The sequence below is a fragment of the Pseudoalteromonas sp. UBA2102 genome, from assembly GCF_002331165.1.
In the GTDB taxonomy this organism is placed as follows: Bacteria; Pseudomonadota; Gammaproteobacteria; order Enterobacterales; family Alteromonadaceae; genus Pseudoalteromonas; species Pseudoalteromonas atlantica.
In genome coordinates this window covers 36,313-48,030 of the sequence record NZ_DCYU01000026.1, presented here as the reverse complement: position 1 = coordinate 48,030, position 11,718 = coordinate 36,313, and the positions used below count along the sequence as shown (strand labels likewise).

General features: G+C 40.1%; 9 protein-coding genes and 1 pseudogene. 7 read left to right on the top strand and 3 right to left on the bottom strand.

All coding sequences use genetic code 11. From position 1 onward, the window contains the following. Positions 1 to 694 precede the first annotated feature (694 nt). A complete protein-coding gene (locus B2R65_RS02950) occupies positions 695 to 1,180 on the top strand; it encodes a hypothetical protein (protein ID WP_024032946.1) in 486 nt (161 codons plus the stop codon). A gap of 27 nt (positions 1,181 to 1,207) precedes the next feature. Here B2R65_RS02950 and B2R65_RS02945 read toward each other — a convergent pair whose 3' ends face one another. Further along, positions 1,208 to 2,413: an anhydro-N-acetylmuramic acid kinase gene (locus B2R65_RS02945; RefSeq protein WP_273611204.1), complete on the bottom strand. Its 1,206-nt coding sequence runs from the start codon at positions 2,411 to 2,413 to the stop codon at positions 1,208 to 1,210. A gap of 147 nt (positions 2,414 to 2,560) precedes the next feature. Here B2R65_RS02945 and B2R65_RS02940 point away from each other — a divergent pair, with 147 nt between their 5' ends. From B2R65_RS02940 to B2R65_RS02930, 3 genes are all read left to right on the top strand, one after another. Next, complete coding sequence (locus B2R65_RS02940; protein ID WP_273611203.1) at positions 2,561 to 3,049, top strand: GNAT family N-acetyltransferase; 489 nt, start codon at positions 2,561 to 2,563, stop codon at positions 3,047 to 3,049. A 177-nt stretch (positions 3,050 to 3,226) separates the two neighbouring features. Then, entirely contained in the window at positions 3,227 to 4,255 is a 1,029-nt protein-coding gene (locus tag B2R65_RS02935; protein WP_273611202.1) for an NADP-dependent oxidoreductase, read from the top strand. Between the two features lie 48 nt (positions 4,256 to 4,303). Then, the gene (locus B2R65_RS02930; RefSeq protein WP_096042688.1) at positions 4,304 to 4,921 is read left to right on the top strand and encodes a glutathione S-transferase family protein; all 618 of its coding nucleotides are present in this window, start codon (positions 4,304 to 4,306) and stop codon (positions 4,919 to 4,921) included. A 64-nt stretch (positions 4,922 to 4,985) separates the two neighbouring features. On the opposite strand, the gene B2R65_RS02925 is transcribed toward B2R65_RS02930, so the two are convergent. Next, a complete protein-coding gene (locus B2R65_RS02925) occupies positions 4,986 to 5,294 on the bottom strand; it encodes a YkgJ family cysteine cluster protein (RefSeq protein WP_004586962.1) in 309 nt (102 codons plus the stop codon). Positions 5,295 to 5,339: 45 nt separating this feature from the next. Further along, positions 5,340 to 7,268: a RecQ family ATP-dependent DNA helicase gene (locus tag B2R65_RS02920; RefSeq protein WP_286740905.1), complete on the bottom strand. Its 1,929-nt coding sequence runs from the start codon at positions 7,266 to 7,268 to the stop codon at positions 5,340 to 5,342. A gap of 503 nt (positions 7,269 to 7,771) precedes the next feature. On the opposite strand from B2R65_RS02920, the gene B2R65_RS02915 reads away from it, so the two are divergent. From B2R65_RS02915 to B2R65_RS02905, 3 genes and pseudogenes are all read left to right on the top strand, one after another. Then, complete coding sequence (locus tag B2R65_RS02915) at positions 7,772 to 9,076, top strand: NAD(P)/FAD-dependent oxidoreductase (protein WP_029772829.1); 1,305 nt, start codon at positions 7,772 to 7,774, stop codon at positions 9,074 to 9,076. 135 nt (positions 9,077 to 9,211) lie between these two features. Continuing rightward, a complete protein-coding gene (locus B2R65_RS02910) occupies positions 9,212 to 11,302 on the top strand; it encodes a cupric reductase (RefSeq protein ID WP_273611200.1) in 2,091 nt (696 codons plus the stop codon). A 111-nt stretch (positions 11,303 to 11,413) separates the two neighbouring features. Further along, positions 11,414 to 11,718, top strand: a pseudogene (locus B2R65_RS02905) (DUF2235 domain-containing protein); the annotation flags it as partial.

The window sequence follows — 11,718 nt, the reverse complement described above, 5'->3', positions numbered from 1 at the left end:
GCGGCTTAGTTCAACAATTTAATATTGCGCTCGTCGCGCATATTTCTACCGACTTAGCGCTCATTTATCTACTTTATATAGTTTTAACAAATTACCTAAGGTATTACTATCACTAAGTTTTCTAAAGTTTTTAGGTAAACTTAAATAATCCAATTTGCGCGCAGCGCTCATTTTCATGAATATATGCGCAAAGTGCAGTTTAACCAATCAATTAACGACGATATTTAGCCAATCTCAATGAGCGGTTATCACTGATAAACGCCTTACTACATTTTTAACATCAGATAGCTTAGCTTTCAGAACATTCTTTTAGTACGAGTTTAAACAATAAACGCTATCCATACCGTATTAAATCAAAAAAGATAAGTATGAAATTTTAATTTGGAATCTCTATTTAATGCTTTGATTAGGTAAAGCCTAAAAACCAAATTCTATTCCCTATGAAGAGAAGCCTATGAGAAAAACTCAAATAAGGAACAACAACACCATCGCTACAAGCCTTGCCACATAAGGCTCTTTATTCTAGATGTGTGACAAACTATTCCAAAGTTGAATGAGAAAGAACATATAGCGATCTTTTTTGATCAAAATACAGCGATTATCCGATTAAGTGCAACTTGTCATAAAACTGCAATCAAAATAGGTGATAATTTAAACTCGAACTGTATTTTTTATAATCTAGAAGTTGAAGTAAATGAGCACACCAATGACGCAACTCACATTTGCGTTACAATCGTTTGAAGATCCTCTCTCTGCGGCTATGGGCCACACAATGGAATACGAGCAGTTAACCTTGCAAGCCAGTGCTATGCATGAAATAACGCTGCAATGCGTATTGCCTGACGACGCCCACGAAAACGATATTATTTCGCTGAGCGCAACGTATCCCAGTGCCCGTGATGCACAATACTTTACTGAAAAAGTACTCACTAACGCCGACTTAGAGCGTGGTTATGTGTATTTAACATTAAGTAAAATTACCCAAAGCCACTGCTTAGTAATGCAATTGATGCTGCATGGCTTAAATGCCACTTTAAAAAATAGTTTACAGTTTGATATGCAAGTAAATGCGTTTGAGGCTGGTTATAAAAATCAGCAAGCCCTTAAAAGCCAAACTAAGCCACACGGCGTTAAAAAATACTTTCGTAATATGAGCTCAAGTTTATTTTCGTTTTTTTAATGTGTTGGTATACAAATTTATAAAAACTTAATCAGCAAAACTCACTTTACCCATAGTGACCCCAGCAATACCCTGCGCAGTATTATTTAGGTGCTGTTGCTCACCTGCTAGGCATTCGTTGGCTAAAATGGCAAATAGTACGGCTTCTTTGGCATCGGGGTTTATGCCTAAATCGTCGGTATTTTTAAATGCTTTAATGGTCGGGCACAGCGCATTAAGGTGCGCCATTAATAATGAGTTATGAATACCGCCACCACTTGCGTACACCACACACTCTTTAGCACTTTGCCCGCATTCATTTAACGCATTTGCAATTACCCTTGCGCTAAACATATTTAAAGTTGCCATAACATCTTCATGGCTTAAGTGCTGTGTATTTGTTTGCAGCTGAGCTCCATGCAAATACGCTAAATTAAATACTTCAGGCCCTGTTGTTTTAGGCAGCGCAAGCTCAAAAAAAGTGTTGCTACACAATGCATTTAATAAGAGTGAATTAACCTTGCCAGCTTTAGCTATTTTAGCGCCATCATCAAAGTGCATGCCTTTAAAATTCTGCTGTACGTACGCATCCATAATGGTGTTACCTGGGCCTATGTCGCTACTAAATACGCTATTTGCATCACCGCTTTTAGGTAAAAACGTTAAATTAGCAATACCACCCATGTTTAATAAAATGCGGTTCTCATTGGGGTTTGCAAAAAATAAGTAATCGCCATATACCGCAAGCGGTGCACCTTCCCCTCCTGCGGCTATGTGTTTTTGCCTAAAGTCGCCAATCGTTGTAATACCGGTAGTAACGGCTATTTGGTCGCTATCGCCAATTTGTAATGTGCCATTAGTAAAGCTTTTATGATTATGCTGCGACTGTGGGCAGTGGTAAATTGTTTGCCCATGACTGGCTATTACATCAATACTTGCTGGATTTACCTGCCAAGTATGTAAGCACTGATTAACCATATCGCCATGGAGTTTACCCACCCACGGGTGTAGTAAAGTAACAAGTTCTAAATCACACTCTCGTTTGGCAAATACCTGCTTTATTTTGCTTTTATACTCGTTGTTATAGTCAACGGTGGTAAAGTTAAGCACTTCAATTTGCGTATTTATACCTGCGCCCGTTACCTTACACAGTGCTACATCTAGCCCATCTAACGAGGTACCACTCATTAAACCTATAATTAAACGGCTTGGTTTTTGGGCACTATTATAAAGGGCGGCTATGTGTGGGTGCATAAAAGTATCTTAAACAGGTATCATATTTTGCTTATATTAGAGTACTTTAAAACAAAGTTATAGGCGTAAACGGTTAATCTTTGTGATTGTGCAATCTCTAATTGCTTGCTAAGTTGACCCGTATGCAACATACACTTAATTAAAACAATGATCACCCTAAGAGACTTTAAACCAACAGACGCGCCACATATTATTAATACCTTAAACGATGAACAGGTTACGCGCTTTTTATCGTCTAAAATTCCATTTCCGTATACTCAAGCCGACGCCGACTGGTGGATAAACCAAGGCTCTAAAAGTGGAATAGTTAAGGCCATTGTTGTAGATGAGCAATTTGCGGGGTGTATTGGTATAACGCCGGGAGAATTTGAATATAGCCGCAGTGGCGAAATAGGCTATTGGCTTAATAGCCACTTTTGGGGGCAAGGAGTAATGACTCATGCTATTTCGCAAATTTGCGATGACGCATTTAAAAGCTCAAACCTAAACCGTATTTTTGGCGCTGTATTTGCTGGCAATACAGGCTCTATAAAGGCACTCACTAAATGCGGCTTTAAAGCTGAAGCCGTTCTCAAACAGGCCATTTATAAACATGGTGTATTTTACGATAGCCATATTTTTAGCAAGCTAAAATAAACCGTTTAGAATAAATACTCTGCAAAGCTTGAATTACCAGCCTCGCGCCCAAAGCTCGTGTATTAAGGTACAAATTTTTATTTTCGTAAAACTTAGCGCGCATTATTGTTTAGGCTCAACCTGGTTTTAAACGCGTAAACATTCGCTAAGTAAATTCACTCTTAAGAGGAGATTTTTATGTCTGCAACTAGTCGTCAACTTACTTTAGCATCACGCCCGCACGGTGCCCCTACCGATGAAAACTTTGAACTTAAAACAGTAGATTTACCAGCGCTTAAAGATGGCGAGGTGCTGCTGCGCACTATTTACCTATCACTTGACCCATACATGCGTGGCCGCATGAGCGATGCAAAGTCGTACGCCGATCCGGTGAATGTGGGCGATGTAATGGTAGGCGCTACCGTATGCCAAGTAGAAGAGTCTAAAAACGATAAATTCAGCGAAGGCGAATGGGTACTTGCTTACACCGGTTGGCAAGATTACGCCATTACTGACGGCGAAGGCCTTATGCAATTAGGTAAAGAGCCAGAAAACCCATCGTACGCACTCGGTATTATGGGTATGCCAGGCTTTACAGCCTACATGGGCTTACTTGATATTGGCGCACCTAAAGAAGGCGAAACCGTTGTAGTAGCTGCAGCAACAGGGCCGGTTGGCGCAACCGTTGGCCAAATAGCCAAAATTAAAGGCTGTAAAGTGGTAGGCGTTGCTGGTGGCAGCGAAAAATGTACACATGCTGTTGAAAAGCTGGGCTTCGATGCCTGTATTGATCACAAAGCCGATGACTTTGCAGAGCAGCTAGAAAAAGCCTGTGATAACGGCATAGATGTTTATTATGAAAATGTGGGCGGTAAAGTGTTTGATGCCGTATTACCTCTACTTAATACCGCAGCCCGTGTGCCACTGTGTGGTTTAGTGTCGCAATATAATTCTACCAGCCTTCCAGATGGTCCTGATCGTATGGGTATGCTAATGGGGCAGTTGCTTACTAAACGTATTAAAATGCAAGGCTTTATAATTTTTGACGACTACGGCCACCGCTACGACGAATTTGCACAAGACATGCAAAAATGGCTACAAGATGGCAAAGTACAATACCGCGAACACATGGTAGAAGGTATTGAAAACACCATTAGCGCATTCAACGATATGCTAAACGGTAAAAACTTTGGTAAAACCGTTGTTAAAATTAACGAGCCACTTTAAATTTTACAAAGCGTTACTGCACATGCAGTAACGCCAACAAGGACTGACATGATTAAACTACACCATTTAAATAAATCGCGCTCAAAACGTATTATTTGGCTTTTAGAAGAGCTGGATGTTGATTACGAAATTGTTGCCTACCAGCGCAACACAGAGACCTTTTTAGCGCCTGACGAACTTAAAAAAGTACACCAATTAGGTAAGTCACCAGTGATTGAAGACGATGGCTTAATTGTTACCGAATCTGGCGCGATCACCGATTATTTAATTACTAAATACGGTAACGGTAAATTTGCGCCAAAAGCAGGCACTGCCGAATATGTTGAATATCAACAATGGCTTCACTTTGCCGAAAGCTCAGCTATTTTACCGCTGCTACTTAAAATGTTTGTTTTAAAAGATGGCGCTAAAACAGAGTTTTTAGAAAATTACGCCGATGCAGAAACCGTGAAAGTAATTAGCTACTTTAACGACCGATTACAAGGTAAACGTTATTTAGTCGGCGACACGTTAACCGGTGCCGATATTATGATGTCGTTTATTGTAGAAATAGTTAAAAACTCAGGCCAGCTTGTCCACTTTAAACACCTTGTAAAGTACGATGAGCAATTACAAAGCCACGAGAAGTTTCATACAGCTAATGAGTTAGAAGCTAAATACGATTAATTAGTACAAAACACAGATAAACCAAAGGGGCTTTTAAGCCCCTTTTTTAGTGCATATGTTTTTATTAAATACCCGCTATTTCGCGCTCTGTAATACACTCGTTTGAGGCCATTTCAAACTCGCGGCACGTAAGTGGGCGGTTTTCGTAAATAGTACACATTAGGGTATTGCGGTCGAGTGCTTGGCACCAGCCGTCGTCTGCGCGTTTCATTACTTCGCTGCCCCATTTGTCGTAATCAATGTACTGAAAAGGCACGCCGGTGTCGGTCACTATGCGCACTTCTAATTGGCAGCAACATGCCTGGCAATTAGCGCAGGTTACGGGCTCAGGTGTAGAGGAAATAGTTTTACTTGGAATAACAGTATTAGGCATAGTGACTTACTTTTTTTAATAAGCCACTAGGATACAGTAACTAATTTAACGCGCTAGTAGTTTTGCTTTTATATCGCTGTAACGCATCTGCTCACAAAGCGCAAAACCACTCAGTTGGCGTACTTTATTACGTGCAAATAATGGCACGCTCATGCCCGCTAAAAAGCGGCACTGGGTTTCAATACCTACACTGTGAATACCTTTTGTTGTCATGTGCGCTAAAAACTCATCCACTTTTTGATAAACAACGTCATCGGCAATGTGAGCAGGCTCTATTGAATATTCAAGTTTTACAGCATTACCACGGCATACACTACAATGCCCGCATTGCGCTGGCGCATTTTGGTCGTCAAAATAACGCGCCAAGTTATAGCTTAAGCAACTTTGTAGCTCAAAAAAGCGTACCAATGCAGCTATACGTTTAATCTCGGCTTGTTCTTTTTCGATAAAATAACTGTGTAATTGTTTTGCAAGTTCAGGGTTATTTATAACCTCACTATGCACTTTGTAAACTTGGGTAATACGTTTGGTTTCAAGGGTTATTAGGTTTTTTTCGGCTAGGTAGTCAAGCGCGGCCACAACCCGCTTACGGTCAACTTGGGCGGCTTGGGTAAGGGTGTGAAAATTAAGCGTGCCCCATATTTTTTTAAAATCGGTGTGGCTAAATATTTGCGTTAAAAAGGCTTGGCGCTGGTCGTCAAACTGGCTAAGTAGCTCGTTTTTATCAACCAAAAACTTGTATTTAAAATCGGCGTAGTAAGCATATTGCGGCGTTATTGCGCCTTGCATTTCTAGTTGTACCAGCAAGGTTTTAAGCGCTAATTGGCGAATGTTACTTTCGCTCGATAAGCTGTACTCTTGCATTTCCCATTGCTGCGGCTGGGCTTTAATATCGTTAATTACGTATTCAATGCCGCTCAGCTCAGGGGTGTCGCCATACACAAAGTTTTCAACTGTGTTTAGGCCATCTAAATTAGCCAAGGTGTAGCAGTTTGATGGGTTGCCATCGCGCCCTGCACGGCCAATTTCTTGGCTGTAGTTTTCAATTGATTTTGGTAAATCGTAATGAATAACAAAGCGAATATCTGATTTATCAACGCCCATACCAAAGGCTATTGTTGCCACAACAACGTTAATTTTACCCGCCATAAAATCATCTTGAATTTGCCAGCGTAGTGTATCTTCAAGCCCTGCATGATACGCAACCGCCTGAATACCTTGCGCACTTAGCGTATTAGCCACTTGCTCAGCACTTTGCTGAAGCGTTACATACACAATACCTGGGCCATTTTGCGCACGCACTATGTTTGTAAGCTCAGTGTTTTTATCAGCCGTTTTTACACTTAGCACGCTTAAATCGAGGTTAGCGCGGTAAAAGCCGGTTTGTACAGTACACTCTGGGGCAATATTAAAACGCTCGCTCATGTCGCGTTTTACTTTTTTAGTGGCTGTGGCGGTGAGTAATAGTACCAGTGGAATATTTAGCTCTTCGCGGTATCGCGGTAGTTTAAGGTAGTCGGGTCTAAAGTTATGGCCCCATTCAGATATACAGTGCGCTTCGTCTACCACCAGCATAGACAGCGCAACTTGGCTTATAAACTCTCTAAAACGCTCGTTTTTAAAACGCTCAACCGACACCATTAATACTTTAATTTTACCATTTCGCACATCGTTCATTACGGTGCTGCTTTGCATTTGGTCTTGGCTCGAATCAAGGCTTGCCGCGTAAATACCTTTGCTATTTAAAAAGCTAATTTGATCTTTCATCAATGCAAGTAAAGGCGACACCACCAAGGTTAAGTTTGGTAAATGCATAGCTGTTAGCTGATAACACAACGACTTACCCGACCCCGTAGGAAATATAGCCAGTGACGATTGCCCATTTAAAAGCTGCTCAATGGTTTGCTGTTGCCCTGCTCTAAATTGGCTAAAACCAAAATGCTGCTCAAGTGATTTAATTAATGGCGTGGTCATAAATATCCTTTTTGGCTAGGGAATGGGCTTTAACAGCAAAAGTGCAACGTAAATGAAATATTTGCATATAGCCCAAAGCATCTCAATATAAGAGTGTCTGTTGGCATTAAAAGCAATTTAGATAAAGCATAGATTGCAAGTATTAGCGGCTTTATTGCAATAATCAACAAATCACTAAAACATACTTTAAATCAATAGATTAAAATACTTAAAAGCATTTAGTGTCAGCGTTATACCCTATTAAAAGCAAGCTGCCTTTTATGTAAAGTAACGCCTTTATATTAGGCCCCTGTAAAGCGCTAAATTTTTCATACTGAGGCAATTTAGACCTTAGTATACAACAAATAAGCTTATCAATTGCTGACATATGTTTTATTTAGGCGCAAAATACGCAGCAGATGCTCAATGGTGTTAACAGCCAAGCTAATTTTGTATACCCAAGTGATTTTTTATAAGCGTTATAAGCAGATTATTTGGGTATATTATTTTTTAAGGGCATTGCTATGAATATAACTAAACCTAAAATCGTCGTTATTGGCGGTGGCGCAGGCGGACTAGAGCTGGCAACACAATTAGGGCATAAATTAGGGAAGAAAAAACAAGCCGAAATTCTTTTAATTGATAAAAACCGCACCCACATATGGAAGCCGTTACTACACGAAGTAGCGACAGGTTCTATTGACCCCGATTTAGATGGCGTTGTGTATTCAGCCCACGCTGCAAAACATCATTATAATTTTCAGCTTGGTACATTTTGCGATATAGACCAAAGCAATAAAACCATTACCCTTGCACCGCACCTTGATGAGCTAGGCCACACTATTTTGCCGCAGCGCAGCGTACGCTACGACCACCTTGTTATTGCCATTGGCAGCGTAAGCAACGACTTTAATACCCCAGGCATAAAAGATCATTGCTACTTTTTAGACTCAAATCAGCAAGCTGAGCGTTTTCAGCATTCTCTACTCGACAGCTTTACTCGCCTTCACCAAGACGACAACCAACAGCAATCATTAAATATTGCCATTGTGGGCGGCGGCGCAACCGGCGTTGAGCTCTCGGCAGAGCTTTACCATGTATCTGAATTATTAAAGCTTTACGGCCTTACAAATATGTCGTCTAAGCGTTTACATATTCATTTAATAGAAGCGGGGCCCCGTATTTTGCCCGCCCTACCCGAGCGCATAGCCGATAGCGCAAAGCGCGAGTTATTAAAACTCGGCGTAAACGTACGAGAGCAAACACTGGTAAAAGAAGCCACCGAACAAGGGTTTATAACAAAAGACGAAGAACACATAGACGCAGATATAATGGTATGGGCTGCAGGTGTAAAAGCGCCAGATTTTATTAAAGATTTAGGTATTTTTGATCTTACCCGCAGTAACCAAATTCAAGTAAACGAGTTTTTACAAAGCACCGTAGATGAAAGCATTTTTGTTATTGGTGATTGCTGCGCCTTTACCCAAGAAGACGGAAAGCTTGTTCCACCGCGTGCGCAATCGGCGCATCAAATGGCGCTATGTGTAGAAAAAAACCTCATTGCCACGTTAAAACAACAGCCATTATGCGGCTTTAAATATAGCGACCATGGCTCGCTCGTTAACTTATCGCGCTACAGTACGGTAGGTAATTTAATGGGTAACTTAACCAGCAATACCTTTTTTATAGAAGGTAAAATTGCTCGCTTTATGTATATATCACTGTATCGCATGCACCAGCGCGCCATACACGGCAGCGCAAAAACCTTTGCATTATGGATAAGCGAAAAAGTACTACGCGTAGTACGCCCTAAAATGAAACTGCATTAATACATAAACAGCAGCTAAATAGTCAAAAAGCTTTAATAGGTAATGTAAGTTATCCTTTAAAGCTTTTTTGCATTATGCGTATCTAAAATAGTACCATGCAGTTAGATGTAATTGTAATTCAAGGGATTGACGCTAATGAAAAAAATACTTTTTGGGATTGTAATAATCACTGCTTTAGCTGTTTATTTTTTTCAAACTCAACCGCACTCTGTAGCTGTAGAGCAAGCAGCTCAAGTGAAACCAACCACCTCTCAGACCAGCGTAGTTAATAAAAAGCAGCCAAATGAGGACTCACCGCTACAGGTAGTAAATAAACTAAAAAAACAGATTAGCCTGTGTAGAGATCAGTCACAACAACAAAGCAATAAAGTACAAACATTGAATCAGTCGCTTGTTTCATTTTTTGTAAGTGAACTTAAAAAAGGGACATCGGTATCCACGCTTTTAAAGTATACAGATTTATCAAAAATCAATCAGCGTACATACATTGCCCTTTTAAAAGATGCCATTATTGCAGAGCAAAAGCAGCAACTTAACATTACTAGCTCTTTAAACGAGTTAGCTAATTGGCAAGGTATTGAGGCTATTAAGGGCTTCACCAATGATAAAGTAAAAGAAATGATACAACAGCTTGGAGATAATAAGCATAACCCTCCAGGACTTACTCTGAGTGTACCCCTTGATGAAAATGTACAAAAAGAAACGCTTTACGCTTTATTAAGCAACACCGATACATTTACCACTTACTCTAAAACGTTTATTAAACTTGAAGGCAGTGAGGTAATTTCTCCGGCGACATTGTTTGTGCTTAATGCAAATAAATTTACGCCAAAAGAGTTTGAGCAGGCAATTTCATCTAACCAATTTACAGTGAATGAAGTGGCTACCGCTATAAAAAACGATATTCCAAATGAGTATATTATTGCGCTTTTACAGCAAGTTCCCGTGCTAGATGCCATGCCGTTATACGAAAAAAACACTGTTTTATATAACTTAGCCGATATTGCGGTCAGTAAATTTAATTTACCTCTTGTAAAAGCACTGCAAACAAAAGGCGTTACGCCAACCAACGAGCCAGGCCTATTTACAGGTTTAGACGTGGCTATTGTAAACCTGCCTAAAAGCGGTAACTTAACCCTAGCCCCATTAGATACTAAGCACACCCAGCTTTTAGATTATCTTAAAAAGCGTGGTTACAAAGCACATAGCGGCAATGCGAATGAAGACCTAAATAGCAAAGGGGTATTTTTTGTAAATGACTTTATTTACCAGCAAGGGGCCTATATTAATAAGCAGGACAACCCAGCGCAATACGCTTACTTTAGCCCTATTGGTAAAATTAACAATAACGCGTTACCCCAAATAACTGAGCCTGATAATTCTGATGTTGCCCTTTTTTTAGTAGATTTAAAGCAGCAAAAAGCGCAGCTAAACAATAAAAGGCAAAACTGTGAGCTGTTACAACAACAGTTAAAAGATACAGAGCAGCTGCACACAGTAATGCAAGCTTATGATAAAGTTCAACAGGTTAAAAATAAGCACGGATCTAACTTTGTACGTGTTTTGCACGATATAGACCCTGTTTTAGTCAATTATTGGTGGAGTAGTCTGAGTAACCAGCTTTCAAACGATAGAAGCCAAAGCACATTTAACGAATATTTATCTAAGAAAGAATATCAAAAAGCTTATGAATACAGCCTCAGTACGGTATTAACTCAAGCCGAAACCGATACGCTTTTTTCTTTATTACTCTTAAACCCTGATGATTTAATCACTACTTGGCAAAACCGCATAAACCCTAAGCCACCGCGTGAGTTAACACGATTAAGCCGCTTTTCGCTAAATCATTGGCAAGCACTCGCACAGGCGGGTTTTGATTTTTCGATTACCGATATACATGGGCGCGACGTTTATACACAAGCTGCATCGTCTTCTTCTGAGGCAGTACAATTTTTAATTGATAATAAAATACCGGCTGACCCAAGTAAGCTTGGCGTAGATATACTCGACTTAGCACTAGAGCAAAGTTATACAAAAGGGGAGTTAAGCCCAATGATTCCTTTAGCTTTGCAGCTTGTGGAAAAATTTGAGCCAAACCACTTAGCCCGCGTAGCACGATTAAAAATGTTTTACCCTGAGGTTTATCAGCAGTTAATTCAGCTAAACCCAGCGCTTAAGCCTGCCCAGGGCACAGAGCTAAATCATTATATGTTTGATAATCACTAAATAACCCGCTAAGCACGCTAACGCCTCTTAGCGTGCTATTTGAAAAATTAATGTCTTTAATATTTAACATTGCCTGTGTAGAGTATTTAAAACAATTAAAGGATTAGGGCTATGACGGGTAAAACGCTAATTTTTAATTTTGATGGTACTGGGGGCGAGCCTCGCGATGCAGAGCAATTTAGCTCAGACCATTTTAAAGAAGACAGTAGTATTTCTAATATTCTTAAGCTGCATTTATTATTAGGCGGCAAACTCGATGACTCCCCCACCACTCCATTTACAAACCAACTTAGTTTTTATTATCAAGGTATTGGCACTAAAGGTAGCCGCTTAAAACGTATTTTGAACCAAACTTTAGCGCCACGTGGTGACGATGTTGCTAGTATTTTAAATCAAGCCATGAGTGATTTTAAAGC

Excerpts from the sequence above, each read along its gene's own strand:
- B2R65_RS02940 (WP_273611203.1), top strand. The coding sequence starts at position 2,561 with ATGATCACCCTAAGAGACTTTAAACCAACAGACGCGCCACATATTATT.
- B2R65_RS02945 (WP_273611204.1), bottom strand. The coding sequence starts at position 2,413 with ATGCACCCACACATAGCCGCCCTTTATAATAGTGCCCAAAAACCAAGC.
- B2R65_RS02950 (WP_024032946.1), top strand. The coding sequence starts at position 695 with ATGAGCACACCAATGACGCAACTCACATTTGCGTTACAATCGTTTGAA.
- B2R65_RS02935 (WP_273611202.1), top strand. The coding sequence starts at position 3,227 with ATGTCTGCAACTAGTCGTCAACTTACTTTAGCATCACGCCCGCACGGT.
- B2R65_RS02910 (WP_273611200.1), top strand. The coding sequence starts at position 9,212 with ATGAAAAAAATACTTTTTGGGATTGTAATAATCACTGCTTTAGCTGTT.
- B2R65_RS02915 (WP_029772829.1), top strand. The coding sequence starts at position 7,772 with ATGAATATAACTAAACCTAAAATCGTCGTTATTGGCGGTGGCGCAGGC.
- B2R65_RS02930 (WP_096042688.1), top strand. The coding sequence starts at position 4,304 with ATGATTAAACTACACCATTTAAATAAATCGCGCTCAAAACGTATTATT.
- B2R65_RS02920 (WP_286740905.1), bottom strand. The coding sequence starts at position 7,268 with ATGACCACGCCATTAATTAAATCACTTGAGCAGCATTTTGGTTTTAGC.
- B2R65_RS02925 (WP_004586962.1), bottom strand. The coding sequence starts at position 5,294 with ATGCCTAATACTGTTATTCCAAGTAAAACTATTTCCTCTACACCTGAG.